The 26,082-nt window shown below is 70.8% G+C and carries 23 protein-coding genes, 1 pseudogene and 1 riboswitch; of the genes and pseudogenes, 4 read left to right on the top strand and 20 right to left on the bottom strand.

The genetic code is table 11. The features are described 5' to 3' along the window. Positions 1-178: transposase family protein (locus tag ACFY93_RS06615; protein WP_391354772.1), on the top strand; the 178-nt coding region annotated here is incomplete at its 5' end. Positions 179-1,779: 1,601 nt separating this feature from the next. On the opposite strand, the gene ACFY93_RS06620 is transcribed toward ACFY93_RS06615, so the two are convergent. After that, positions 1,780-2,286 (bottom strand): hypothetical protein, encoded by a 507-nt coding sequence (locus ACFY93_RS06620; RefSeq protein WP_391354179.1) that lies wholly within the window; start codon positions 2,284-2,286, stop codon positions 1,780-1,782. Between the two features lie 724 nt (positions 2,287-3,010). Further along, positions 3,011-4,201: an MBL fold metallo-hydrolase gene (locus ACFY93_RS06625; RefSeq protein ID WP_391354181.1), complete on the bottom strand. Its 1,191-nt coding sequence runs from the start codon at positions 4,199-4,201 to the stop codon at positions 3,011-3,013. Between the two features lie 262 nt (positions 4,202-4,463). On the opposite strand from ACFY93_RS06625, the gene ACFY93_RS06630 reads away from it, so the two are divergent. Beyond that, entirely contained in the window at positions 4,464-5,048 is a 585-nt protein-coding gene (locus ACFY93_RS06630; RefSeq protein WP_391354183.1) for a carboxymuconolactone decarboxylase family protein, read from the top strand. A gap of 73 nt (positions 5,049-5,121) precedes the next feature. Beyond that, positions 5,122-5,352, top strand: a pseudogene (locus ACFY93_RS06635) (TetR family transcriptional regulator C-terminal domain-containing protein); the annotation flags it as partial. Between the two features lie 113 nt (positions 5,353-5,465). Here the strand turns inward: ACFY93_RS06635 and ACFY93_RS06640 are convergent. Next, positions 5,466-6,251 carry a GDSL-type esterase/lipase family protein gene (locus ACFY93_RS06640; RefSeq protein ID WP_391354774.1) on the bottom strand — a complete coding sequence of 262 codons (786 nt, stop codon included), beginning with the start codon at positions 6,249-6,251 and terminating at the stop codon, positions 5,466-5,468. A 297-nt stretch (positions 6,252-6,548) separates the two neighbouring features. Then, on the bottom strand, positions 6,549-7,415 hold the full coding sequence (locus tag ACFY93_RS06645; protein ID WP_391354185.1) for a peptidoglycan DD-metalloendopeptidase family protein: 867 nt from the start codon (positions 7,413-7,415) through the stop codon (positions 6,549-6,551). Between the two features lie 4 nt (positions 7,416-7,419). Next, positions 7,420-7,596: riboswitch (cyclic di-AMP (ydaO/yuaA leader) on the bottom strand. 537 nt (positions 7,597-8,133) lie between these two features. On the opposite strand from ACFY93_RS06645, the gene ACFY93_RS06650 reads away from it, so the two are divergent. After that, a complete protein-coding gene (locus ACFY93_RS06650; protein WP_391354187.1) occupies positions 8,134-8,931 on the top strand; it encodes a tyrosine-protein phosphatase in 798 nt (265 codons plus the stop codon). Positions 8,932-8,978: 47 nt separating this feature from the next. Here ACFY93_RS06650 and ACFY93_RS06655 read toward each other — a convergent pair whose 3' ends face one another. From ACFY93_RS06655 to ACFY93_RS06730, 16 genes are all read right to left on the bottom strand, one after another. Beyond that, the gene (locus ACFY93_RS06655) at positions 8,979-9,134 is read right to left on the bottom strand and encodes a DUF6126 family protein (RefSeq protein WP_391354189.1); all 156 of its coding nucleotides are present in this window, start codon (positions 9,132-9,134) and stop codon (positions 8,979-8,981) included. After that, entirely contained in the window at positions 9,131-9,862 is a 732-nt protein-coding gene (locus ACFY93_RS06660; protein WP_391354191.1) for a helix-turn-helix domain-containing protein, read from the bottom strand. The genes ACFY93_RS06655 and ACFY93_RS06660 overlap by 4 nt, the downstream gene beginning before the upstream one ends. Positions 9,863-9,959: 97 nt before the next feature. Next, on the bottom strand, positions 9,960-11,438 hold the full coding sequence (locus ACFY93_RS06665; protein ID WP_391354193.1) for an aminotransferase class III-fold pyridoxal phosphate-dependent enzyme: 1,479 nt from the start codon (positions 11,436-11,438) through the stop codon (positions 9,960-9,962). After that, positions 11,435-13,330, bottom strand: a complete 1,896-nt coding sequence (gene dxs / locus ACFY93_RS06670; RefSeq protein WP_391354195.1) for a 1-deoxy-D-xylulose-5-phosphate synthase — start codon at positions 13,328-13,330, stop codon at positions 11,435-11,437. The genes ACFY93_RS06665 and dxs overlap by 4 nt, the downstream gene beginning before the upstream one ends. Before the next feature lie 30 nt (positions 13,331-13,360). Next, positions 13,361-14,524: a flavodoxin-dependent (E)-4-hydroxy-3-methylbut-2-enyl-diphosphate synthase gene (gene ispG, locus ACFY93_RS06675; RefSeq protein ID WP_391354198.1), complete on the bottom strand. Its 1,164-nt coding sequence runs from the start codon at positions 14,522-14,524 to the stop codon at positions 13,361-13,363. Positions 14,525-14,528: 4 nt separating this feature from the next. Then, on the bottom strand, positions 14,529-15,551 hold the full coding sequence (hpnH, locus tag ACFY93_RS06680; protein WP_391354200.1) for an adenosyl-hopene transferase HpnH: 1,023 nt from the start codon (positions 15,549-15,551) through the stop codon (positions 14,529-14,531). Positions 15,552-15,556: 5 nt separating this feature from the next. Continuing rightward, positions 15,557-16,198: a 1-hydroxy-2-methyl-2-butenyl 4-diphosphate reductase gene (locus tag ACFY93_RS06685; RefSeq protein WP_391354202.1), complete on the bottom strand. Its 642-nt coding sequence runs from the start codon at positions 16,196-16,198 to the stop codon at positions 15,557-15,559. Beyond that, complete coding sequence (shc, locus tag ACFY93_RS06690) at positions 16,198-18,204, bottom strand: squalene--hopene cyclase (protein ID WP_391354204.1); 2,007 nt, start codon at positions 18,202-18,204, stop codon at positions 16,198-16,200. Before shc ends, ACFY93_RS06685 begins: the two co-directional genes overlap by 1 nt. 110 nt (positions 18,205-18,314) lie before the next feature. Beyond that, positions 18,315-19,451 carry a polyprenyl synthetase family protein gene (locus ACFY93_RS06695; protein WP_391354206.1) on the bottom strand — a complete coding sequence of 379 codons (1,137 nt, stop codon included), beginning with the start codon at positions 19,449-19,451 and terminating at the stop codon, positions 18,315-18,317. Continuing rightward, the gene (hpnE, locus tag ACFY93_RS06700) at positions 19,448-20,989 is read right to left on the bottom strand and encodes a hydroxysqualene dehydroxylase HpnE (RefSeq protein ID WP_391354208.1); all 1,542 of its coding nucleotides are present in this window, start codon (positions 20,987-20,989) and stop codon (positions 19,448-19,450) included. Before hpnE ends, ACFY93_RS06695 begins: the two co-directional genes overlap by 4 nt. After that, the gene (locus ACFY93_RS06705) at positions 20,986-21,129 is read right to left on the bottom strand and encodes a DUF6380 family protein (RefSeq protein ID WP_391354210.1); all 144 of its coding nucleotides are present in this window, start codon (positions 21,127-21,129) and stop codon (positions 20,986-20,988) included. The genes hpnE and ACFY93_RS06705 overlap by 4 nt, the downstream gene beginning before the upstream one ends. Beyond that, the gene (hpnD, locus tag ACFY93_RS06710) at positions 21,126-22,076 is read right to left on the bottom strand and encodes a presqualene diphosphate synthase HpnD (RefSeq protein ID WP_391354212.1); all 951 of its coding nucleotides are present in this window, start codon (positions 22,074-22,076) and stop codon (positions 21,126-21,128) included. The genes ACFY93_RS06705 and hpnD overlap by 4 nt, the downstream gene beginning before the upstream one ends. After that, the gene (hpnC, locus tag ACFY93_RS06715; protein ID WP_391354214.1) at positions 22,073-22,975 is read right to left on the bottom strand and encodes a squalene synthase HpnC; all 903 of its coding nucleotides are present in this window, start codon (positions 22,973-22,975) and stop codon (positions 22,073-22,075) included. The genes hpnD and hpnC overlap by 4 nt, the downstream gene beginning before the upstream one ends. 434 nt (positions 22,976-23,409) lie before the next feature. Beyond that, a complete protein-coding gene (locus tag ACFY93_RS06720; RefSeq protein ID WP_391354216.1) occupies positions 23,410-24,183 on the bottom strand; it encodes an ATP-binding cassette domain-containing protein in 774 nt (257 codons plus the stop codon). After that, positions 24,176-25,105 carry an ABC transporter permease gene (locus ACFY93_RS06725; protein WP_391354218.1) on the bottom strand — a complete coding sequence of 310 codons (930 nt, stop codon included), beginning with the start codon at positions 25,103-25,105 and terminating at the stop codon, positions 24,176-24,178. The genes ACFY93_RS06720 and ACFY93_RS06725 overlap by 8 nt, the downstream gene beginning before the upstream one ends. Positions 25,106-25,208: 103 nt before the next feature. After that, a complete protein-coding gene (locus tag ACFY93_RS06730; protein WP_391354220.1) occupies positions 25,209-26,081 on the bottom strand; it encodes a glycosyltransferase in 873 nt (290 codons plus the stop codon). Between the last annotated feature and the right edge of the window lies 1 nt (position 26,082).

A 26,082-nucleotide genomic window follows, 5' to 3' on the forward strand; every position in this document is an offset into this window, starting at 1 on the left:
CGGCGAACTCACCCTCACCCAGCACACCGCCAACCGGGCCCTGGCCGCAGCCCGGGCACCGGTCGAACGCGGCATGGCACGGCTGAAGTCCTGGCAGATCTTCCGCAGATCCCGCATCAGCCCCAACCGCATGACCGTCATCGCCAAAGCCGTCCTCACCCTGGAGAGGCAACGCTGAAAGACCTCATTGTCCGCCTCGACCTTCAGAGGGGACACGGCGCTGCCGGTCAGATGCAGATATTTGGTGTGTCCGGTGAGGAACACCCGGCCGCCGGTTCCCTGCTCGAGGGCGATGTCGCCGACCTTGCCAGAAGCCAGCGTTGACGGCGTGCCGTGCCCAGTCCACAGCTTCGCACGGGCGGTGTCGCCGGTGCGGTCGAGGAACGCTACTCCGTCAGAGGCGGGGCGTATCTGGAACGGAACACTGCCTGCCGAGGCCAGGGTGCGGGCTTTGCCGGCAGAGCCGAGGTGAATGAGGTTCCTTCCTCGTGCGGCGACAATGCCGTCGTCGACGGGTACAGCGGAGGTCACCTGCCCGTCCACGGTGGTGTCCGCGGTCGTCCTGCCGCTGGTGGAAACGGTGACCAGCCGACTCTTGTTGTCACGGAACGCTGTGAACGCGGCGGTAGCGGTCTCGGGGTTGCAGGTGGGATCGAAGTAGGCCAGCGATGCCGTGAACGGCAGTTTCGCCACCGTGCCGGTCTTCACGTCGACAACGGCAGTGAACGCGCCACCCTGCATGAGATCGGGCTTGTTGGTGAACGTGCGCGGCGCGTAGACGGCGGCCACGTGGTCGCGGTCCATCGCGCAGGCATTCCCGATCCATGCGTCTGCGGGCATGGCGGGTTCCGCGAGGGTGGCGACCGTCCTCCATTCGTACGCGTCCTTGCTGTCCGCGACGAGGATCTTCAGCCCTCCGGCATCCGCCGCAGTGGTCACCGCCCGGTCGGCGGACTTCTTCCAGTTTTTACCGAGTCTCTTGCCTGGGTTCTCCACACGAGCAGGCGGCACCGACGACTGCTCACTGCCGGAACTGGGCGCAGGTGGCGTGGGCGCTGCCATGGCCGGCACAGCCGCCTGTAAGAGGCCTGTCAGGACCGCGGCGGCCGCCAGACCGGCCACCCCTTTCCCAGCGCATCTCAGTACTCTCAAATGCTCGCTCCCGTCTTGTTTTTGAGCATGGCTACGCAGCCGCAGGACCTGGATAATGGCGTCACCCACATCGCCACGTTGGAAGCTGGCGTTGTCATACCTCCGCCTGAAAGTCACGACGTTGCCAACAGACGGGGGCATTCGGAATGGAGGCCGATTTCGGAGATATCGTGTCCCTCCCGCACTCCGGAGGGTTGGAGGCAACCGGCCGGCCGCGCGGCGTAGAAGCGCACACGGGCAGACCGGCGTTCGTGCAGATCACGCCAAGGGGATCCTCGTCACCATGAGAGTGACCTTGAGGCTCTCGACGTCCCCGCCACCGATGGCTATTCCTCGGGCCTCGAAATCTTGGTGTTCTTCGGTCCGACCGTGTCACCGCTGGGCGCGCTCTTGGCGCGCCTTTTGGTCTCGTCCTTTATGAGGGCCTCGTTCTGCTGGACCAGAGTCCCGCCGTGTGGGCCGTCGTCGCGTGAAGGCGCTGCGGGATCCTCGGCTGCCGTGGTGGAAGCCTTGAGGGTTGACGCACCAGCCGGGCTGGATGCCGGCTGCGCACCACAACCGACCAGCGTGTAGGCGGCGATGAGGCAGACGCCGCCGAATATCACCCGGCTTCCGGCCGACGTCCTGTCAGCCACAGGGGAACAGCCGTTCACTCGTGTACGTGAAATAGAGGCTCGACGAACTCGTCCCCATCTTGGCCGTTACTGGCGCGCAGGCGAAGCTGTTGACGTAGTTGGGGCCAGCGTAGGAGGTGAAGTTCCCCGAGTCCGTGTCGCAGTTGGTGCCGCCAACCTCGCAGATCTTCAGGTACATGTACTTCGCGCCACTGGTGTTGTTGTCCATGATGGCGCAGCCTGAGCCCCCGTTCTCGTAGACGAACAGGGTGCCCAAGCGGTTGGTGGCGCTGGGCAGGGCTACGGCGTTCCGGAACGCGTAACCTGAACCGCAGACGGTCGCCGCAGCCGAGACCGCAGCTGTGTTCTTTCCGGCGAAAGCTCGCGCCGACGGGCTGGCACTGTCGGCTGTGCGGAGTTCCGGCTTTTCGGCAGCGACAGCCTGAGGCCCGGACGGGGCCTCAATGGCGAGTACGGCACCGGTGACCGCTGTGCGTAACGGCGTCGTGGTTCTGGCCATGAGTAACTACCCTTTCCGCAAAAGGCATTCAGTGTTCACGGTCATGGAGAAGCGCAGTTGCGAGCCCGTCTGAGGAGTGGCGGTACAGCGCTCTCTCCGGGCCACCGTCCCGCAGATCGAGAGCACCATAGGTCATCGTCTAGTCCGGAGATTGCGTCCACTTCGTTCCGTCGAGCAGCAGTGGCCTGAAGCAACCCACTGGTGGAACCCAGGATTCCGGCGTCGTAACTGCTCGCGGCAGAGGAGAGGTTGTGTGGCAATGTAGAAGCGGAAGTATGAATGCCCTCTTCCGGTTCGAACGGATTGGCTAGTTTTCGTCAGCCGACAGTCGGCTCACGCTCGGCCGTGCGCCCCTCCCCCTCGAGACGGGCAGCCATGCATCCGACCCAGCCCTTCCTATGCAGGATTACTGCAGTACGCGGTGCCATCAGACCGCCCACCGGCAGCGTCCCGCCGCGGCCCCGCCCGATACTGAGGAGTTCAACCAGGCTGCGTAGGCCGGTGGTCGGCTGCCAACGCGATGCGTCGGTCTGCCTCCACCTCACCGATCATGTTGCCGCGTGCGGCGAACCAGGCGCTGGCGCGGACGGCAAGGGCCTGAAGCACTGAGTAGTGATTTCACACTGCACGCGCGACGCTCCGTCCAAAGCGCGCAGCAAACGATCCCGCTCGTCAGCAGGGAGATGCTCCAGCATCTGGACCATCTCCCTGCGCTCGTCCGCGGTCACCGCTCCCCCGCGAGGTCGAGATCGCCCTTGCTCGTCCCAGCCAGGCCTTCGACGATCCGGGGACGGCGCCACGGGTGCGCGATAGGACCGGAGACCGCCCGCCACCACGCCTCGCCCGGCAGTGCCCCCGCCGGCTCGAACGGCTCCCCCGGCCGCGGGAACGCCACCGCCTGCCCGACCTCCTCGGCCGCATCCTTCGTCCACTCCCCCGGCTCCACCCACGGGTGGGGCGCCAGGTTGAAGGTGGCCCAGTGGATCGGCAGCATCACGCCGTCGGCGCGGTCGCCCTGGAGGTCCAGGTGGGCGCGCACGCCCTCCTCGGGAGTCATGTGGATGTCGGGCCAGTACTCGGAGTAGGCGCCGATCTGGATCATCGTGGCGTCGAACGGCCCGTGCTGCGCACCGATCTCCGCGAACCCCTCGAAGTAGCCGGTGTCGCCGCTGTGGTAGATCCGGTGCTCGTCACCGGCGACGGCCCAGGAGGCCCAGAGGGTGTGCTGGGTGTTGCGCAGACCCCGGCCGCAGAAGTGCCGGGCGGGCGTGGCGGTGAGCCGGAGGCCGCCGACCTTCGTCGACTCGTGCCAGTCCAGCTCGCGCAGCCGGTCCGCGGGGACGCCCCAGCGCTCCAGGTGGGCGCCGACGCCGAGCGGCACCGCGAACACCGTGTCCGTACCGGCCAGCGCCTTGATCGTGGGCATGTCCAGGTGGTCGTAGTGGTCGTGCGAGATGACGACCACGTCCACCGGCCCCAGCGCGGCCAGCGGCAGGGGCACGGGGTGCAGCCGCTTGGGTCCCGCGAAGTCGAACGGGGAGCAGCGGTCGCCCCAGACCGGGTCGAAGAGCACGCGGTGCCCGTCGATCTCGGCGAGGACGCTGGAATGTCCCATCCAGGTCAGCCGCAGCCCGCCGGCCGGAGGCCTGGCGAGATCGGCGAACGTCGTGGGGTGCACCGGGACCGTGCCCACCGGGGTGCGGTGGACACGCTCCTCCTTGCGGAAGTAGACCTTCGCGAACTCGATCATCGAGCCGTCGGGTCTGATCCGGGCGCTCACGGGATTCTGGAAGACCCCGTCGGCGAAGTGGGGCGACCTGCGTATGCGCTCCAGACGCTCACCTCCCGGGTCCGCGCCGAAGGCGGCGGGCCGCAGCGCGCGGAGCCCGGAGCTCAGGGAACGGAAACCGGTCACAGTGCCTCCTGAAGGAGTCGTCGGACATCTCATTATGGTCGTCCCCGCGACATCCCCGGGCACGGCCTGCGCGGGGCCCGGGCCGCGTGGGCCCGGGCCGCGTGGGCCCGGGCCGCGTGGGCCCGGGCCGCGTGGGCCCGGGCCGCGAAGGCTTGTCGGTCCGCGGGACGGCCCCGATGTCACGTCTCGGCCGCCCGGTCCGTCGTACCTGTGAAAGGCGCGAGAACCAGGCGCCCGCTACGACGCACCGGAGGTGGCCCCGATGGCCCGTGTTTCCTCAACCCAGCCGCGCACGTTCTTCTTCCGCTTCGTGGAGTGGTACTCGAAGCGGACGTACGGAAAGGTCCTGGAACCCGCCAGGGTGCTCGCCCACAACCCGCGCGTCCTGCGGACCGACCTGCGCTTCGAGCAGGCGGTGGCCAAGTGGGACAAGCTCGACCCGGAGCTGAGGAAACTCGCCGAGATGGCGTCGGCCGCCTCGATCGGCTGCGCCTGGTGCATGGACTTCGGCTACTGGGTCGGCCGGGAGAGCGGCATGGCGCGGGAGAAGCTGCTCGACGTCCCGCGGTGGCGCGAGAGCGACGTGTACACGCCACTGGAGCGCGACGTGCTGGAGTACGCGGAGGCGATGACGGCCACCCCGCCGACGGTCGGGGACGAGCTGGCCGGCCGGCTGCGCGACCGGCTGGGCGAGCCCGCGTTCGTGGAACTCACGGCGATGGTCGCGGTGGAGAACTTCCGCTCGCGCGTCAACTCCGCGCTGGGGCTGACCAGTCAGGGGTTCAAGGACTCCTGCGACCTCCGGGACGCCCGGGCGGCCGGGAGCACCGGCACGGCGGCACGATGAACCCGCCTCGCCGGACCCCGTCGGCGTCCCTGCCACCGCTGGAGGGTTTTCCGCGTGTCCAGAGCGCGGTTGAGTGGACCGGCGGTGGAAGGCCGCGATCACCGAGGTGATCGCGGAGGGCGTGGCGGCGGGGGAGTTCGCCTGCCCCGATCCGGCGGGGGCGGCGCTGCGGCTGACAGCGCTGCCGGACGGGCCGGCCGTGCGGATGAGGGCATATCCCGGGGCGGTGTCGCGAGCGCGCACCCGGGAGTGGGTGGACCTGGCGCCGACGCGCGAACTGGGGCTGGAGCAGGCGGAGTTGTCCGGGGTGACGGGTCAGCCGCACGGCGGTGCGGAAATCCCCCCAACCCCGGACCCGTCCGGACCCCTTCGGCCCCGACCCGGTCTCGCCCCGGACCTGCTCCCCCCGCCCCTGACCTACGCCGTCGGTCCGATGCGGAGGCGGATGTCGCTCGGGGAGAGGGGGCCCTTGGCGGTGACGTGGTCGCCCGAGGACTCCCCTCGCAGGCGGCGGCCGATCCAGGGCACCAGGTATTCGCGGGCCCACTGGATGTCGTCGCGCCGGACGTCGAGGGTGCCGCGCGGCGGCAGCGGGGGCCACGGCTGGTCCGGGTCGGCCGGGACCTCGATGCCGAGAAGCTGGCCGGCCCGCAGGGCGACCCGGGTGTGCCCCTCGGGCGAGAGGTGCAGCCGGTCGTGGTCCCAGGCGCGCCGGTCCTGGATCGTCTTCAGCGACCAGAGGTCGAGCACGGGGCAGCCGTAGCGGTCGGCGATGGCCCGCACATGCCCGTTGTACGTGGCGATCTTGCCACGCAGCCGCTGGAGCACCGGGATGCCGCGGGTGTCGAACCCCGTGGTCACCATGACGGTCCCGACGGCGGAGGTCAGGTCGGCGACCGCGCGCTCGAATCGCTCCGCGACCTCGTCGGGGTCGGTGCCCGGCCGGATGATGTCGTTGCCGCCCGCGCAGAAGGAGACCATGTCCGGGGCGAGTTCCCTGGCGCGCGGGAGCTGGTCCGCGACCACCTGGTCGAGGAGCTTTCCGCGCACGGCCAGATTGATGTAGGTGAAGTCCCCCTCGGGACGCCGGTCCGCGAGGAGTACCGCGAACCGGTCGGCCCAGCCCAGGTAGGACCCGTCGGGGCCCGGATCGCCGACGCCCTCGGTGAAGCTGTCCCCCACCGCCACGTACGACCCGATCACCGCTGTGCTGTCACTCTTCGAATCGTCTGCCACGTCGGTCCATGATTCACCTTCCGATGTGAGCTACGCGACCGTAGGGAGGGGTTGACGGACGGTGAGATAAGCCACGCGTCAAGTGTTGGTCAACTCGGAATAAGGCCCCCACGGCCGATGGCGGCCGACCGGCTCCCGGCCACCGCGGGTTCAGGTGCGGGTGCGGGATGGGGGTACGGCTGCGGGTACGGGGTGAGCGGACGACGGAAGGCCGAAGGCCGGACCCCGGGCGGGGGTCCGGCCTTCGGCCGTGTCACCGACGCGTCAGCCGACGGTGACGCCGTGGGAGCGCAGGTACGCCACCGGGTCCACGTCCGAGCCGTAGCTCGGCGTGGTGCGGATCTCGAAGTGCAGGTGGGGGCCCGTGACGTTGCCGGTCGCACCGGAGAGGCCGAGCTGCTGCCCCTCGGTCACGGTCTGGCCGGCCGAGACGGACAACTGCGACAGGTGGGCGTACTGCGAGTACTTGCCGTCCGCGTGCTGGACGATGACCTCGTTGCCGTACGCGCCGCCCCAGCCGGCCGAGACGACGGTGCCCGCCGCGATCGACTTGATGGTGGTGCCGGTCGGAACCACGAAGTCGACGCCGGTGTGGTAGCCGCTGGACCACATGCTGCCCGCGGTCTTGTAGGCGGTGCCGACGGAGGAGCTCTGGACCGGCAGGGTGTAGCCGGAGTCGGTGGCCGTGTCGGCGGCGGGGGCGGGCTTCGCGGCGGGGGCCGGGGCCGAGGTCTTCTCGGCGGGCTGAGCGGCCTTGCTCGGCGCCGCCGCCTTCTTGCCGAGCGTCAGCTTCAGACCCGGGTGGATCAGCGACGGGTCGTCGCCGACGGCCGCGCGGTTGTCCGAGTACAGCTTCTTCCAGCCGCCGTCGACGTTCTGCTCGTCGGCGATCTTCGACAGGTAGTCGCCTGCCTCGACCGTGTACGTCTTCGTCCCGGCCTTGTGAGCGGCGGCGGGGGCGGCGGCGACCTTCCCCGTGACCGAGGAGACGGCCGCCGAGGGGGTCGCGGCGTGAGCGCCGGCGGCACCCATCAGCGGCAGCGCGAGCGCCGCGCCACCGGTGGTGGCGACTGCGATCGAGCGGGTGAAGAAGGCGGACTTGGGACGGCGGTGCTTACCCTTCGCGGGCATGGCGAATTCCTCTCCGGCGCCTGCGAGGTGAGCTGTCGGGTTCGGACTGGAGATGTCCGGCCACGTATGCCACGCGGCTTTACCCCTAGCCGTTCCGGGAACCGGAACAGGCGTTTTACCTGTGGGTCCCCCGCTCCTGCCGTGTACGGGTGAGTGTGCGGATTCCGGGCGGCGGCAGGATTGGGCGTCCGTCCGGATTGAGGCTGAACGTAAGCGAACGGGACGCGCCGCGACAAGCAGCGGATTTCCCCGGGGCCCATTTCTCTTGATCCATCGGCCAATTCGCGGTCACCCTGCGTGGATCAGTGATCTTTCCCTTTCCCTGAAAGGCTGGAGAACAAAGGGGAATTACGCACGGGCGGCCACGACGCACCGTCACGGTTATGACGCTGCTCACGCGCAACGGGATCACGGGGCCTTATCCCAGGGCCAGTTGTGACCAATCCTGCTATTTAGGATCAGTCAGCATAAAAGCGCTAATCAGAAGAGAAGTACCAGTGCGGCCATACCGGACAGATCACCCGTAACGGAGCGACCTGGACTCCGTCGGCGGCGCCACCGCCACCCCTGCCGCCGCCACTGCCGTCACCGCCACCGCCACTGCCCGCGATGGTCCCGTGGACAACTGATTGCCCCGGGAACCCATGTCGTATCGTCGGGAGGCACCCGTCGGCGAGCGATGCCGAGCAGCGTCGGCGGCCGATTGGGAGGAGCCCCCATGACGCAGCAGGTCCCGTCGACCGAGCCCGAGCTGGCCGGCGTGCGCAACTTCCGTGACGTGGGCGGACTGCCGACCGTGGACGGTCGCCGGATACGCCACGGGCGGCTGTTCCGCAGCGGTCATCTCGCGCACGCGACGCGGGAGGACGCGGCGTTCCTCGCCTCCCTCGGCCTGCACACGATCTTCGACTTCCGCAACGCGGCCGACCGCAAGCTGGACGGCCTGGACGTCGAGCTGCCGGGCGTGCGCAACGTGAACCTGCCGCTGAGCGACCCGGCGCACGGTGTCGAGTTCTGGAAGATGGTCCGCGAGGGCGATCTCGGCCGGCTGCGCTCCCTGCTGGCGGACGGCAAGGGCGCGGACCGGATGATCAACTCGTACCGCTCCATCATCACGGACCGCACCGCCGAGCACTCCCAGGTGCTGCGGGCACTCGCCGAGGACAGCGTGCCCGCGCTGATGCACTGCGCGGCCGGCAAGGACCGCGCGGGCCTGTCGGTCGCCGTGACGCTTCTCGCCGTAGGAGTGGAGCGGGACGCCATCGTCACGGACTACCTGCAGTCCAACGCCACGCACCGCCGGTACAAGGTACGGCGCAGCAACACGTCGCCCGACGCGTACTCGCCCGAGGTGATGGAGCTGCTCAGCCCGCTCTTCGACGCGCGCGCCGAGTACCTCGCGGCGGCCTTCGACACGATCGAGGGGACCTGGGGCGGTGTCGACACCTATCTGCGGGAGGGCCTGAAGCTCACCCCCGAGGTGCGGGAACAGCTGCGCGCGCGCCTGCTGGACTGAAGCGGGCGCGCGCGGAGGGGCCGGTCGTGAGGGCCGGCACCGGACGGCTACTGGTTCTGTGCTCCCAGAGTGAACAGCAGGTAGACGAAGGCGGCGAAGAGGTGGCCGACGGCGACGTAGATGACCAGCCGCACCCACAGCGACCTCGGGAACTTCTCTTCCATGGACCTGCGGCGGGGGGCGGGTTCCGGCGGCTGTGTCATGACGTCTCTCCGTGGGTGTGATGGCCCGCCGCCGGGCCGAGGCACAGGGCGGCGGTGGGGCTCTGCAGCAGGGTGTGGACGAAGAGGAGGTCGGCTCCGTCCTGGTCCGCGGCGGCGATGCGGTGCGGGGTGAGCGAGTCGAAGTGCGCGCTGTCGCCGGGCGCGAGCAGGTGCGCGGTGTCCCCGAGCCGTAGTCGCAGCCGCCCGCGCAGGACGTGCAGCCACTCCTCCCCGGGGTGGACGCGCACGATGTCGCCCTGCGCGCCGTACGGGACGTGCACCCGCAGGGCCTGCATCCCGCGTCCCGGCGAGCCGGCCTGCCAGTAGGTCCAGCCGCCCGCGCGGGTCGGTTCCATGCCGGCGGCGCGGACGACCGCGTCCCGTTCGGCGGCCGTCTCGCCGAGCAGGTCCGAGACGGTGGTGCCGTAGACCCGGGCCAGCGTGAGCAGCATCGGCAGGGAGGGCTGGCGCTGTCCCGTCTCCAGGCGGGAGAGGTGCGCGGGCGAGAGGCCGGCGGAGCGGGCGGCGGCCTCCAGGGTCAGCGAGGCGTGCCGGCGCAGGTCGCGCAGGCGGGGGGCGACGGCGGGGAGCGTCCCGGCACCGCGCTCACCGGCGTCCGGTTCCGCCGGGGCGGGCGGCCCGGCAGGCGGCGAGGGCGCGGGGCGCGTCGGCGGCGGCTCGGCCGGCGAGGCGTCCTCGGACGACGGCTCGGGCGGGACAGGGCTCATACCCTCGATTCAGCCAGCGCCTTTCCTCTGAGGCAAATTACTTGCCCCAGAGGCAAAAGGCGCCGGGCCGCAGGCGAGGCCGGTCCGGCCGGGCGTCTCAGCGGTTGGCCACCGCCTGCTTGACCAGTGTCCTGCCGAAGTCCCACACGAGGCCACCCCCGCTGTGCGCGTCGTCCATCACAGCGGCGAACGCCTCCACGAACCGGTCGACGTCGCCCTCGTCGACGACCAGCGGGGGAATCAGCTTGATCACCTCCAGGTGGTCGCCGGAGACCTGGGTGAGGATGCGGTGCCGCTGCAGCAGCGGGACGACGACCATCTGGGCGAACAGTCCCTTGCGGGCCGCCTGGAGCATCGTCCAGCGGCTGCGCAGCTTCAGCGACCTGGGCCTGCCGAACTCGATGCCGATCATCAGCCCCCGGCCGCGTACGTCGCTCAGCAGCTCGTACCGGTCGACGAGGGCCGCGAGCCGGGACTTCAACCGCTCCCCCATGGCCCGGGCGTGCTCGACGGTCCGCTCGTTCTCCATGACGGACAGGACCGCCAGCCCCGCCGCCATGGCCTGCGCGTTCGCACCGAAGCTCGCCGAGTGCACGAGGACCCGGTCCATCGACGAGTAGACCTTCTTGAAGATCCAGTCCCTGCCGAGGGTCGCGCCGACCGGGACGTAGCCGCCGGAGAGGGCCTTCGCCACACAGACCAGGTCCGGCTCCACCCCGTCCTCGTGCTGGTAGGCGTAGAAGTCCCCGGTCCGGCCGAGGCCGGTCTGCACCTCGTCGGCGATGAGCAGCGCCTTGTGCCGGCGCAGCAGGTCCTGGGCGGCGCGCAGATAGCCGGGCGGGGGCTCGTGCACCCCCTTGCCCTGGATGGGCTCGACGATGAGTGCGGCGACGTCCCCCTTCCTCAGCTCGCGCGCCAGGGCGTCGAGGTCCCCCAGCGGCACGGCCGTGTCGGGCAGCAGCGGGGCGAATCCGTCACGGAACCCGTCCTCACCGTTGACGGAGAGCGATCCGGTGGTCAGTCCGTGGAAGGCGTGCGCGCAGTAGAGGACGCGCGGTCTCCCGGTGGCGTAGCGGGCGAACTTCAGCGCGGTCTCCACTGCCTCGGTGCCGCTGTTGCCGAAGAACACCCGGTCCAGGTGCGGGCTGTGGGTCAGCAGCTTCTCGGCGAGCAGGCCGGGCAGCGGCTGGCAGTCGAAGCGGGTGAGGTCGGCGAGCCGGGCGTCGAGGACGTCGTGCAGCGCCTGCCGGACGACGGGGTGGTGGCGGCCCAGGCCCATCACGCCGAACCCGGCGAGCATGTCCAGGTAGTCGTTGCCGTCCGCGTCCCAGAAGTGGGCCCCCTCGGCCCGCTCGTAGACCTTGTCGAAGCCGATGGTGTGCAGCATGCGCGGGAGCTGGTGGTTCAGGTGCTTCGCGTGCAGGTCGTAGCGCTCGGCCCCCCGCTCGGCCAGGAGCGCGCGGAGGTCGAAGTCACGCCTGCCGGTGCCGGCGCGCGCTCCCGCGGCGGGGGTGTCCTCGGCGGGGCGCACGGAGGAGGTCTCCTCGCACGGTGCCTGCCCTGAAGGGATGGTCATTCCTGCGTCTCCTCGGGCACGGGCTGCCGGGTGGCGAGGCCGGCGCTGATCCGCCCGGCGATCTCGACGGGCGTGAGACCGATGTCGGCGAGCACCTCGGCGCGTCTGGCGTGCGCGAGGAACTGCTCCGGGATGCCGAAGCGCCGTACGGGCACGTCGACGTCGGCGTCACCGAGCGCCAGCGCGACCGCCGCGCCGACCCCGGCGGCCCTGCTGTTGTCCTCCACGACCGCGACGAGTCGGTGTCCGGCGGCGAGCTCCGGGAGCGCCGGGTCCACGGGCTTGACCCAGCGCGGGTCCACCACGGTGCAGCCGATGCCGCGGGCCTCCAGCAGCTCGGCGGCCCGCAGGCAGACCGAGGCCATCACACCGACGGCGACCAGCAGCACCCGGGGCCGCTCGGCGCGGTGCAGGACGTCCATGCCGCCGACGTGGTCCACGGCCGGGAGGACGGGCCCGACCGACTCCTTGGGGAAGCGGATCAGGGTCGGCGCGTCGTCGACGGCGACCGCCTCGCGCAGCTGGGCTCGCAACTGGTCGGCGTCGCGCGGCGCGGCGATTCTCAGGCCGGGCACGACCTGGAGGATCGACATGTCCCACATGCCGTTGTGGGACGCGCCGTCGACACCCGTGACCCCGGCCCGGTCGAGGACGAAGGTGACCCCGCAGCGGTGCAGGGCGACGTCCATCAGGAGCTGGTCGAAGGCCCGGTTGAGGAAGGTGGCGTAGACGGCGACGACCGGGTGGAGGCCGCCGGTCGCGAGTCCGGCCGCCGACACCGCGGCGTGCTGTTCGGCGATCCCGACGTCCCAGACCCGGCCGGGGAAGCGCTCGGCGAATCCGGCCAGCCCCACCGGGTGGAGCATGGCCGCGGTGATCGCCACGACGTCGTCGCGCTCCTCGCCGATCCGGACCATCTCGTCGCCGAACACGGAGGTCCACGAGGGGCCGCCGGGCGGGGCGAGGGGTGCGCAGGTGAGCGGGTCCATCACGCCGACCGTGTGGAAGTGGTCCTCCTCGTGCGCGAGGGCGGGCTCGTATCCGCGGCCCTTCTCGGTGAGGCAGTGGACCAGTACGGGTCCGTGGAAGCGTTTCGCGCGTCGCAGCGCCGACTCGACGGCCGCCGTGTCGTGCCCGTCGATCGGCCCCACGTACTTCAGGCCCAGGTCCTCGAACATGCCCTGCGGGGCGAAGGCGTCCTTGAAGCCCTTCTTCGCCCCGTGCAGCGACTCGTACAGGGTGCTGCCGACGACCGGGGTCCGCAGCAGCGCGTCCTTGCCCCAGGCGAGGACCTTCTCGTAGCCGTCGGTGGTGCGCAGGGCCGCCAGGTGGTTGGCGAGGCCGCCTGTCGTCGGCGCGTAGGAGCGTTCGTTGTCGTTGACGACGATGATCAGCGGCCGGTCCCTGGCGGCCGCGATGTTGTTCAGCGCCTCCCAGGCCATGCCGCCGGTGAGCGCGCCGTCGCCGACGACCGCGACGACGTGGCCCTCCTCCCCCCGGACCTGCCGGGCCTTGGCCAGCCCGTCCGCCCAGCCGAGCGCGGTGGAGGCGTGGCTGTTCTCGATGACGTCGTGCTCGGACTCCTCGCGCGAGGGGTAGCCGGACAGGCCGCCCTTGCCGCGGAGCTTGGAGAAGTCCTGACGTCCGGTCAGCAGCTTGTGCACATAGCTCTGATGGCCGGTGTCCCACAGGATGCGGTCGACGGGCGACTCGAAGACCCGGTGGAGCGCGACGGTCAGTTCCACCACCCCGAGATTGGGCCCGAGGTGACCGCCTGTCCTGGCCACGGCGTGCACCAGGAACTCCCTGATCTCATGAGCCAGTTCACCGAGTTCCGCCTCGGCCAGCGCCTTCAGGTCGCGTGGTCCCCTGATGTTCTCCAGAATCGTCACGCTCGGGCCCCCTCTCGGTCCGTTGCTTCGTCAGCTCACGTGAACAACCGCTGTCCCGGCGCCCGAGTCGATGCCGTCCTCCTCCATCTCGGCGGCGATCTTCATCGCCTCCTCGATCAGGGTCTCCACGATCTTCGACTCGGGCACCGTCTTGATGACCTCGCCCTTCACGAAGATCTGCCCCTTGCCGTTGCCCGAGGCGACACCCAGGTCCGCCTCACGCGCCTCCCCCGGCCCGTTCACCACACAGCCCATCACCGCCACCCGCAACGGCACCTCCATGCCCTCGAGGCCCGCCGTGACCTCCTCCGCCAGCTTGTACACATCCACCTGCGCACGACCGCACGACGGACACGACACGATCTCCAGACCCCGCTGCTTCAGGTTCAGCGACTCCAGGATCTGGATGCCGACCTTGACCTCCTCGGCGGGCGGCGCCGACAGCGAGACACGGATCGTGTCCCCGATGCCCTCGCTCAGCAGCGCACCGAAAGCCACCGCCGACTTGATCGTCCCCTGGAACGCCGGACCCGCCTCCGTCACCCCCAGATGCAGCGGATAGTCACACGCCGCGGCCAACTGCCGGTACGCGTTCACCATGACCACCGGATCGTTGTGCTTCACCGAGATCTTGATGTCCCGGAAATCGTGCTCCTCGAACAGCGACGCCTCCCACAGCGCCGACTCCACCAGCGCCTCCGGCGTCGCCTTCCCGTACTTCCGCAACAGCCGCTTGTCCAGCGAACCCGCGTTGACCCCGATCCGGATCGGCGTACCCGTGTCCTTCGCCGCCCGCGCGATCTCCTTCACCTGATCGTCGAACTGCTTGATGTTGCCCGGATTCACCCGCACCGCCGCACAGCCCGCGTCGATCGCCGCGAACACATACTTCGGCTGGAAGTGAATGTCCGCGATCACCGGAATCTGCGACTTCCGCGCGATCGTCGCCAACGCGTCCGCGTCGTCCTGCGTCGGACACGCCACCCGCACGATCTGACACCCCGACGCCGTCAGCTCCGCGATCTGCTGCAACGTCGCACCGATGTCCGACGTACGCGTCGTCGTCATCGACTGCACCGACACGGGCGCCCCACCGCCCACGGCGACGGTTCCGACCTGGATCCGCCGCGAGACGCGGCGCTCCGCGACCGGCCGGGCCGGCAGCTCGGGCAGGCCCAGGGAAACGGCGGTCACGGCGTCACCCCCGGCTCTCGGTGAACGTCTCGCGGGCGGCGCGCAGGGACTCCTTGAGGGAGCCCATGGTGGCGAGGACGGCGGTCGGCTCGTAGCCGCAGTGCGCCATGCAGTTCGCGCACCGTTCGTCCCTGCCGCGCCCGTAGGAGTCCCAGTCGGTCTCCTCCAGCAGCTGCCTGTACGTCTGCACGTACCCGTCGCTCATCAGATAGCAGGGCCGCTGCCAGCCGAAGAGCGAGTAGCTGGGGATCGCCCAGGCCGTGCACGGGAAGTCGACCTTGCCCTCCAGGAAATCCAGGAAGAGCGGGCTCTGGTTGAGCCGCCAGCGGCGCCGGTTGCCGCCCGCGAACGCCTTCTTGAACAGTTCCCGGGTCTGCTGGACGCCGAGGAAGTGCTCCTGGTCCGGAGCCTTCTCGTAGGCGTAGGCGGGCGAGAGCATCATCTCGTCCACCTTCAGGTCGTCGTTGAGGAAGTTGAGCACCTCGATGACGGTCTGCGGGGTGTCGGTGTTGAAGAAGGTCGAGTTGGTGGTGACCCGGAATCCGCGCCGCTTGGCCTCCTTGATGGCCTCGACCGCCTCGTCGAAGACGCCTTCCTTGGCCACCGACTCGTCGTGGCGCTCGCGCAGTCCGTCGACGTGCACGGCCCAGGCGAAATACGGCGAGGGCTTGAACTTGTCCATCTTCTTGCGCATCAGCATGGCGTTGGTGCACAGGAAGACGAACTTCTTCCTGGCCACCAACTGCCGCACGATCTCGTCGATCTGCGGGTGCATCAGCGGTTCGCCACCCGCGATGGACACCATGGGCGCACCGGATTCGAGCACCGCGCCCACGGCCTGTGCCACGGGCATCCGCTGCTTCAGCACACCGGCGGGGTGCTGGATCTTTCCGCAGCCCTCGCAGGCGAGGTTGCACGCGAAGAGCGGTTCCAATTCGACCAGGAGCGCGAACTTGTCCCGCTTCCTGAGCTTCTGTTCAAACAGGTATGCAGCGACCTTCATGGACTGCCGAAGCGGCATGGCCATCTGGCTCACCTCCGAGGGAGCGGCAAAGAACGGTGCCATTCATAAAACGCGGGAAGCACGGCACGAAGAACACGGAAAGCTGATATTCCACCGCGCACTGTGCCGATACGGACGAGTTCATGTTCCGGAGCGTCCACGACCACCCGGACGGCCGCAACGGGGCGCGGGCCCGCGCGGACGGCGCTGTGCAGCGTGGCCGCCGACTCCATGTCGACCGCGATCGCGCCGGTCGCGCGCAGATCCGACCGTTCGTGACCGCGGACGACGTGATCGGAGCCGGTGAGGGGGCCGGTGTGCACGGTGCGGCCGGGCACGGACCGGGACAGTTCCTTGACGAGCAGACCGGAGCCGACACACCGGGTGGTGCCGCGCGGGTCCCGGGTCTCCTCGGCGACGACGAGGTCACCCGGGTGCATGCCCGGGGCGAGCCCCGCGCAGAACCCGGTGGCCAGGACCGCCGCCTCGCGCAGCACGGGATCGCCGAGCAGCCGGGTGACCGAGCGCTCGGCGGCCCTGGGGCCCATCCCGGTGCGGAACACGGTGACGGGCCCCCCGGCGCCGCCGCGGCCGCCGCTGCGCAGGGCGAGGTGCTCGATGCCGAGCGCGCAGGCGATCAGCAGCGGTGCCCGGTCGGGGGTTCCGCTCATCAACTCCCCTTGCCGTGCTGGTCGGCGAAGGGTTCCCCGTGCACATACCGGCCGAGCGCGGTGAGCGGGAACACCTGCCGGTAGAGGTGGTAGTTGATCGAGAAGTCCCACGGGAAGCCGGTGCCGGTGAAGTACGGCTCGTCCCAGGAACCGTCCTCCCGCTGGGTGGCGGCGAGCCAGGCGACGCCGCGCTCGACGGCCTTGGACTCCCGCTCCCCCGCCGCCAGCAGTCCGAGCAGCGCCCATCCGGTCTGGGAGGCGGTCGAGGCGCCGCGTCCGCTCCATCCGGCGACGTCGTGGTAGGAGCGCAGGTCCTCGCCCCAGCCGCCGTCGTCGTTCTGCACGGTCTCCAGCCAGGCGACGGCGCGGCGGATCGCCGGATGCGAGACGGGGAGGCCGGCGGTGACCAGCGCCGGGACGACCGCTCCGGTCCCGTACACGTAGTTGACTCCCCAGCGGCCGAACCAGGAGCCGTCGGTCTCCTGTTCGGCGAGCAGCCAGTCGATCCCGCGGCGGGTGCGCGGGTCGTGGGCGAGGCCCTCGACCGCGAGCATCTCCACCACGTGGGCGGTGACGTCGGCGGACGGCGGGTCGATCACCTCGCCGAAGTCGCAGAACGGCAGCCGGTTGGGGAAGGCACTGGTGTTGTCGACGTCGAACGCGCCCCAGCCGCCGTTCTTCGACTGCATGCCGAGGTTCCAGCGCAGTGCGCGGCCGATGGCGTTGTCGACGCGCTCCGGGTCGTGGTGCTTGACGCGGCGCAGCGCGAGGGCGACCTCGGCGGTGTCGTCGATGTCGGGATAGTTGTCGTTGTGGAACTCGAAGGCCCAGCCGCCGGGCGGGAGTCCCGGCCGCTTCACCGCCCAGTCGCCGGGACGGACGATCTCCTCCCCGAGCATCCAGTCCGCGGCCTTGACGAGCTGCGGATGGTCGGCGGGCACCCCGGCGTCGGCGAGGGCGATCGCCGCCAGGCAGGTGTCCCACACGGGTGACTGGCAGGCCTCGATCATCCGGGCGCCGTCCTCGCGCCACACCGCGAACCGGTCGAGGGATTCCAGGCCCGCCCGCATCACCGGATGCCGGAGGTCGAAGCCGAGCAGGTGCAGGGCGATCACCGAGTAGACGGCGGGCGGCTGGATGCCGCCCCAGCAGCCGTCGTTCTCCTGACGTTCGATGATCCAGCGGGCGGCGGTGTTCATCGCCGCCCTGCGCAGTCTGCGGGGGGCGACCCTGCGGTAGCCGTGCAGGGCCTTGTCGAGGCGCTGGAAGACTCCGTCCCAACTGGCCACCGGCGCAAGTGGCTTGGCCGGGTTGGGGTCGCGGGCGTCCGTGTGGAGCTCGTCGAGCGGGAAGGGGGCCGGCCGCACCGGGCGCTTGGCCGAGACGATGGTCAGCGGCACGATGGTCTGCCGGGCCCAGCAGCCGAAGTCGTAGATGTTCAGCGGCAGCCACTTCGGGAACCAGATCAGCTCCGGCGGGAGTTCGGGCAGGTCCTCCCACTTCCACCAGCCGAACAGGGCGAGCCAGATACGGGTGAAGACCCGGGCCGAGGCGATGCCGCCGTGCTCGCGGACCCAGGCGGACGCCCGTGCCATGTGCGGCTCGCCGGGGCCGTCCCCGGCGAGGCGCAGGGCGACGTACGCCTCGACGGTGGTGGAGAGTTCGCCGGGGCCTCCGTGGAAGGTGGCCCAGGCGCCGTCCGCGCGCTGTTCGCCCCGGATGTGGAGCGCGGCGGCGTGACTGGTCGGCTCGTCGAGGATGTTCAGGAACTGGCGGAGCAGCAGGTCCTCGGCGTCCATCGTCACATTGGTCTCGAGGTCGCCCTTCCACCAACCCTCGTCGTCCTGACGGGAGAGCAGGAAGTCGGTGGCACGCCGCATGGCGTGCGCGGCGGCGTGCTGGGGCGATGCCGTCTCCGCCACCACGGAGACGGTGTCGCGTGTTTCGCTGGCCGAGGCCGCCCGGGGCGGGAGCGCCCCGGTGCTTCCGTCGGTCGTCGCTGTCATGGCTTCCCCTTCGTGCAGTGGTCCGTCTGCTGTGGGTCCGCCGTCGGCCGGTGCGCGTGCTCCCGCACACCCGGCCGGCGACTACGCGAGGTTCGTTCGACCGATAGTGATCATCTCTTCCGTACGACGACGAAGTCGGCGAGGGCCACCAGCTGGGCCCGCACCTGGTCGGGCATGGGCACGGTGTCCAGGGCCTCGATGGCGACGGTGTGCTGGCGCCGTGCCTCCTGGGCGGTCCACTCGCGGCCGCCGGCCTCCTCGATGAGCGCGGCGCGCACGGCGAACTCCTCCTCGGAGAAGTTCTCGAAGTCGCTGCTCTTGGCGTCGGCGGCGAGCAGTTCTCCCAGGCGCCGTGCGGCGGGGCCCTGTGCGGCGAGCGCGGCGACGACCGGCAGGGACTTCTTGCGCTGGCGCAGATCGCTCCAGGTCTGCTTCCCGGTGGCCTCCGGGTCGCCCCAGATGCCGAGGAGGTCGTCGACGGCCTGGAACGCGAGGCCGAGGTGGTACCCGTACCGCTCCAGGGTGTCGGCGGTCGCGTCGTCCGCGCCGCCGAGGACGGCGCCGATGGAGCAGGCGCAGGCGAGCAGGGCGCCCGTCTTGTTGCCCTCCATCTCCAGGCACTCCTCGACGGTGACCCGCTCGCGGTGCTCGTAGGAGATGTCCTGCGCCTGGCCGTCGATGAGGGAGCGGGAGGCGGTGGTCAGCCGGCGGGCGGCGCGGCCGGCCTCGACGGTGCCGAGCTCCAGGAGGACCTCGTTGGCCAGCGCGAAGAGTGCGTCGCCGACGAGGATGGCCTGGGCGGGTCCGTGCACCTTCCAGACGGTGTCGCGGTGGCGGCGCTGCTCGTCGCCGTCCATGAGGTCGTCGTGCAGCAGCGAGAAGTTGTGCACCAGTTCGACCGCGACCGCGCCGGGCACGCCGACCTCGGGGGCGGAACCGGCGGCCTGCGCGGAGAGCAGGGCGAGTGCGGGGCGGACGGCCTTGCCTCCGTCGCCGTCGGCGGGGTTGCCCGAGGCGTCGATCCAGCCGAAGTGGTAGGCGGCGACGGTGTCCATGGGCGGTGCCAGGCGGTCGACGGCCGCCCGCAGCACCGGAGCGGCCAGGGTCCGGCCGCGCTCCAGAAGCGCGGCCACGTCCACCGCGGTCTCTCGAGCGGCCTTCTCGGCCGGGGGCACAGTGGGCACAGTCTCTCCTCTTGTCGCGGTACTGGGGGTGCGGGGACCAGTCCCGTGCAGATCGAGTTTCACCGGGCGTCACCTCGTGGGGAGACGACACCCGTCGCTTCATGGGTGCGACCGGGGATCCGTCCCGGCGCGAAGCCGTCGCGCGGGGCCGCGGTCCCGGCGGGGACGCGGCGCCCGGTCTCCTCGAAGACGTCGAGGAGGTGGTCGTGGGGCCGGTCGAGCGCGGCCAGTGCGGCGCCCGCCGCACTGACGCCGCTGCGGACCGCGCCCTCCATGGTCGCGGGCCACCCGGTGGCGGTCCACGCTCCGGCCAGGCAGAGGCCGGGGGCCTTGGTGCGGGCGCCGGGGCGGAGCCGGCCGACGCCGGGAGCGGGCGCGAAGGTCGCCGTGCGCTCCCGGGTCACGAAGAAGTCCTTCACCCCGGCGCCGCGGGCGCCGGGCAGCAGCCGTTCCAGTTCCGGCAGGTAGCGCTCGCGCAGGACGGCGACGGGCTCGTCGATCTCGCCGTGCGCCGCCGACTGGGACACCGCGAGGTACTGGCCCCCGGTGAGACCGGAGGCCTCGGTCCGGTCGAAGACCCACTGCACCGGGGAGCCGATCGCGGCGAAGAACGGCCGGGCGAGCACCTTGCGGTCGTAGACGACGTGAACGTTGAGGATCGGCGCGGTGCCGATCTCCAGCAGCCGCCCGGGGTGGTCGAGCGCGCCGTCGGGCAGCAGGCCGTGCGCCTCGCGCTGCGGGACGGCGAGGACGACGGCGTCGGCCTCCAGCGTCCCGCCGGGAACGGATACGCCCCAACGTCCGTTCCCGTAGGGGGAGAGGGAGGTGACTCGTGTACGGACCTCGGTGCGGACGCCCGCGGAGTCGAGCGCCCTGCGGGTGAGACGGTCGTGCAGTTCGCCCAGCGGGACGTGCGCCCAGCCGATGTCGGCGGCTCCCGGGTCGGACAGCAGACCGGTCTTGAACACCATCGCGGCGAGCGCGAGCGAGGCGTCGCCCGCCACCGCGTTGAGGGTGGCGACCCCCACCAGGTCCCACAGTGCCTCGATAGCACGCGCCGACTGGCCGTGTTCGGCGAGCCAGCCGCCGAAGTCCCGCGCGTCCAGTGCCGGGTCGGTGAGGTCGAGGCCGCGCAGCGCCAGTGCGGCACGGCCGACCCTGGCGCGCTCGGCGAGCGACAGGTGCGGATACGCGGCGAGGCTTCTCGCGAGATGCAGCGGCACCGGCAGGGCGGTGCGGCCGATTCTGCCCAGCCGCCGGCCGGGCCTGCCCGCGGCGTCGAGGACGGGCACGTCGAGCCGGTCCTGCAGCGGGGCGAGCGCGGACGCCCCGACGCGGTTGAGGAACCACCGGTAGGCGGTGCAGCAGCGCAGGTACACGTGCTGGCCGTTGTCGACGGTGAGCTCGCCGCGCCGGAAGGAGAAGGCGAGTCCGCCCAGTCGCGGCCGTCCTTCGAGCAGGGTGACGCGCACCCCGGCGTCGGCGAGCGCGAGGGCGGCGGTGGTGCCGGCGAGTCCTCCGCCGACGACCACGGCGCTCGCCGGGCCCGGGCGGCCCGGACCGCGCGCGGCCGGCCCGGCGGACCGCGTGCCGTCGCTCATGGCGCCCCCTCCCCCGCGGCCGTGCCCCGGTACGCGAACGGCGTACGGCAGGCCGTCGCAGTCAGGGACGCCGGCCGGCGCCCGAGGGTTGCGCGCGATCTCCGCCCGGCACGGCCGCCCGGGCGCGATGAGCCGGTCACACGCGCCTCCTGACGGTCCTGCGGGTGACGTGGCGGGCGTCGAGGCCGGACAGCCCGCGCACGGCGACGTACGCCTTCTCGCGTCCGGGCAGCGAGACCCGTCCGCGCAGCACCGCCTCGGGCTCGCGCTCGATGCGGTCGAGCAGACGGCGGTAGATGCCGGCCATCGCGGCCACGCACGCACCGCTGCGCCGGTCGAGCATCGGCAGCAGCCGGTAGCCCTCCGCGAACAGGGCGCGGGCCCGGCGCACTTCGAAGTGCACGAGGCCCGCGAAGTCGGAGCCCTCGGGTGGCGTCGGCCCGTCGAAGCCGGCCGCGCAGCCGAACTTGGCGAGGTCGTCGGAGGGCAGGTAGGTACGCCCGCCCTCGGCGTCCTCGCGCACGTCCCGCAGGATGTTGGTGAGCTGCAGCGCGAGCCCCAGCGTGTCGGCGTACTCGGGTGCCCGTTCGGCGCCGCGCGCCCCCGGCTCCGTACCGAACACGCCGAGCGAGAGCCGGCCGATGGCTCCCGCGACACAGCGGCAGTAGACCTTGAGGTCGTCCCAGGTCTCGTAGGTCTCGCCGCGTACGTCCATGAGGACGCCGTCGATGAGTTCGTCGAGGCCGCCGAGCGGGATCGGGAAGGCGGTGGCCGCGTGGCTGAGGGCGACGCCGACCGGGTCGGTGTCGTCCTCAGCCAGCGATCCCTCCCTGACCCGGGTGAGCAGCGCCCGGGTGTCCTCCAGGCGGGCCGTCTTCACGTCCGCCGGGAGCGCCCCGTCACCGATGTCGTCGACGCGCCGTGAAAGCGCGTACAGCGCCGACATCGCACGGCGCTTCGGCGTCGGCAGCAGCCTGATGCCGTACGCGAAGTTGCGTGCCTGTTGTCCGGTGACTGCCTCGCAGTAGCTGTACGCGGCGAGTACCGGCGGGGACACGTGTGGTTGCGACTCCACGGTCCGGATCACCCCTTTCCTCGCAGAGTCACTCCCACCTCGCGCAGCAGCTGGAGCCTGCCGGGCTTGGGCGGGCCGGGAAGTACGTCGAATCCGGCGGCGGTGATCGCGCGGACCGCCGCCCGTCCCCCCGCCACGAACCCCGCCAGCAGCAGCCGCAGCCTGCCGTGGACGCTGCCCACCAGGGGGGTGCCTTCGTCCAGGAGGTCCAGCGCGCGCCGCGCCTCGTAGGCGATCAGCGCGCGCACCGACGCGCCCGCTGTGGGCGCGGCGAGGTCCGCCTCCTGGACGTGGAAGCGCTTCATGTCCTCGGCGGGCAGGTAGACACGGTCGCGGCCCAGGTCCTCGGCGACGTCCTGGAGGTGCTCGACGATCTGCAGTGCCGTGCACACGGCGTCGGAGCGGCGGACGCGCTCGGGGGTCGAGGTGCCGGTGACGGAGAGGACCAGCCGGCCGACGGGGTTGGCGGACAGCTCGCAGTAGGCGAGGAGGTCGTCGTAGGTCTCGTAGCGCGTGACGAGCTGGTCCTGGCGGTTGGCGGCGATCAGGCCGAGGAAGGGCTCGGGGGTGAGGCCGGCGCGGCGGACGGTGGGCTGCAGCCGGCGCAGCAGGGGGTGACGGGGCGTCGATGCGAACACCCTGTGCAGGTCGGCCTCGAAGGCGTCCAGCAGGAGCAGGCGGTCCCCGGCGTCGTCGGGCGACACGCCCAGCAGCCGGGCGTCGGCGCCCCCGGGGGCGAGGTCGCCGTCGCCGATGTCGTCGACGAGGCGGGCGAATCCGTAGACCGCCATGAGGTCGTCACGCCAGACCCTGGGCAGGAAGAAGGGCGCCACGGGGAAGTTCTCGTCCGCGGCCTTGTCGAGGGTGCCGCCCTCGATGGAGCCGGGGCGGGTCGTCCCGGCTTCGGTCACCGCTCGCCGCCCGGCACGGAAACGGCACGAGCATCGCGGAGCCGGAGAGTTTCCGTAGCCATTGCCGTCACATCTCCCGTTCTACACTGTCGACTCAATACTGCCCATTTCGGACACGCCGCCCGGGGATCCGCACGGCGGACCGGTGCCTGGTGTCGCGCATTATCGCCCCACTTGCCGCGAATCAGCACCGGTACAGCTTACGTTGTACAACGCCGCGCGCCCCGTGGGGGTGTCCCAGCCCATCACAAGAACACACCGATTGGCATCAAGATTCCTAAGAGGCACGCGAGTTGGGGCGGACTTTGCCCGTATGGATCTTTCTCCGCCGGGGCGGCGGACACCGTGCGCGCGCGACGGGACCCCGCCGCAGACGCTGCGGCGGGGTCCGCTTCCTCGGGTGCGCCCGGTCGGGGGACCGGGCGGCGCGGGCGCTACTTGCCCGTGAACTTCTCGTACTCCTTGAGGACCTCGTCGGTCGGTCCGTCCATGCGCAGCTCGCCGCGCTCCAGCCACAGGACCCGGTCGCAGGTGTCGCGGATCGACTTGTTGTTGTGGCTGACCAGGAAGACCGTGCCGGCCTCCTTGCGCAGCTCGCGGATGCGGGCCTCGGAGCGCTTCTGGAACTTGCGGTCGCCGGTCGCCAGCGCCTCGTCGATCATGAGCACGTCGTGGTCCTTGGCGGCCGCGATGGAGAACCGCAGCCGCGCCGCCATGCCGGAGGAGTAGGTGCGCATCGGCAGGGTGATGAAGTCGCCCTTCTCGTTGATGCCCGAGAAGTCGACGATCTCCTGGTAGCGCTCCCGGATCTGCTCGCGGGACATGCCCATCGCGAGCCCGCCCAGGATCACGTTGCGCTCGCCGGTCAGGTCGTTCATCAGGGCCGCGTTGACGCCGAGCAGCGAGGGCTGGCCGTCGGTGTAGACCTTGCCCTTCTCGGCGGGCAGCAGCCCGGCGATGGCACGCAGCAGCGTGGACTTGCCGGAACCGTTCGAGCCGATCAGGCCGATGGCCTCGCCGCGGTACGCGGTGAAGGAGACGCCCCTGACGGCGTGCACCTTGCGGACGCCGCGCTCCTCGCCGCGCTTGACGATGCGGCTGAGGGCGGAGGTGGCGCTGCCCTTTCCGGTCTTGGCACCGTTGACCCGGTAGACGATGTGCAGCTCGTCCGCGATGACGGTGGGAACGTGCGAGCGCTGCTCAGCCACGGCCGTACCTCTCTTCCGCCTTCCAGAAGTACACGAACCCGCCGAGCGCCACGAGGACGGCCCAGCCGCACGCGACCCCCCAGACGTGCGGGGGCAGGTTCTGCGAGCCGTAGCCGTCGATGAGCGCGAAGCGCATCAGGTCCATGTAGATGGCGGCCGGGTTCCACTGGAGCACGTCGGCGATCCAGTCGGGCTGGTCGGCCAGCATCACCGGGATGGAGAACATCACGCCGGACGCGTACATCCACGTACGCATCACGAACGGCATCAGCTGGGCGAGGTCCGGCGTCTTCGAACCGAGCCGGGCCATGATCAGCGCGAGCCCGGTGTTGAAGAGGAACTGCAGCACCAGGACGGGCACGATCAGCAGCCAGGACATGCCCGGGTAGCTGCCGAACCCGATCGCCACCAGGAACAGCACGATCATCGAGAAGAGCAGCTGCTGGAGCTGCTGCAGCGCGAAGGAGACGGGCAGCGCGGCGCGCGGGAAGTGCAGCGCCCGGACCAGGCCGAGGTTCCCGGAGATCGCCCGGACGCCGGCCATGACCGAGCTCTGGGTGAAGGTGAAGGTGAAGACGCCCGTCACGAGGAACGGGATGTAGACCTCACGGGACATGCCGCGGTCGGCCTTGAGGATCAGGCCGAAGATCAGGAAGTACACGGCCGCGTTCAGCAGCGGTGTGGCCACCTGCCACAGCTGGCCGAGCTTGGCCTGGCTGTACTGGGCGGTCAGCTTCGCCTGCGAGAAGGCGAGGATGAAGTGACGGCGCCCCCAGAGCCGGCGCACGTACTCGACGAGCCCGGGCCGGGCACCGCTCACCGCCAGCCCGTACTTGGCGGCGATCTGGGCCGGGGGGAGCCCTTCGTCGGGCGACGGAGGGGCGCTCACCGCGACTCCGCCGTCATGCGTTGTCTCACTCACAAGTGGAAACTTTCGTCCTCAAAAGTGCGCAGCCTGGTCGGGCCCGGTCGGTAACCGGGGACCGGGGTACGGTACGGCCGAATGCTCTCAGATATCGAGCTTGTCAGATGACGGGAGGTCGGCCCAGTCGGGTCAGCCGCCACACCGTACGCCACTTCATCGGGCGCCGGCGGCCGCACGGACTCGTCCAGCCCTCCCTGAAACCGCCGAACCACGCCTTCAGGGCCGGCCCCGAGGGGCGGCGGGCCAGCGTCAGGAGCATCCAGACGCCGAGGTAGACGGGGACGAGCAGCGCGGGGAGGTTGCGGCGGGCGAGCCAGACGCGGTTGCGGGCGACCATGCGGTGGTAGACCGCGTGCCGCGAGGGCGCGGTCGTCGGGTGGTACAGCACCATGTCGGAGCGGTAGTCGATCATCCAGCCCGCGTCGAGTGCGCGCCAGGCCAGGTCGGTCTCCTCGTGGGCGTAGAAGAACTCGTCGGGCAGCCCGCCGACCTCGGCGAACACCTTCGTGCGGACGGCGTTGGCGCCGCCGAGGAACGTGGTGACGCGGGAGTCGCGCAGCGGGTCGGAGGCCCGCAGCCGCGGTACGTGGCGGCGCTGGGTGACGCCGGTCTCCGGGTCGGCGATGCGGAAGCTGATGATGCCGAGCTCCGGATCGGCCTCGAACGCCGTGCGGCACAGCTCGGCGGTGTCGCCGCGCGCGAGGAGTCCGTCGTCGTCGAGGAAGAGCAGGACGTCGACGTCGGTGCCGCCGGGGCCGAAGGCCTCGATGCCGACGTTGCGGCCGCCGGGGATGCCGAGGTTCTCCGGCAGCTCGACGGTGCGGACGCCCGCGGGGACGTCCGGTACGGGTGAGCCGTTGCCGACGACGACGACCTCCACGGGGTCGCCGTCCTGCTTGGCCACCGAGTCGAGGAGCGCCCGGAGCTCCTCGGGGCGGTTGCCCATGGTGATGATCACCGCGCCGACCTTCATG

Origin of the sequence: Streptomyces sp. NPDC008313 (assembly GCF_042956125.1) — a bacterium.
In the GTDB taxonomy this organism is placed as follows: domain Bacteria; phylum Actinomycetota; class Actinomycetes; order Streptomycetales; family Streptomycetaceae; genus Streptomyces.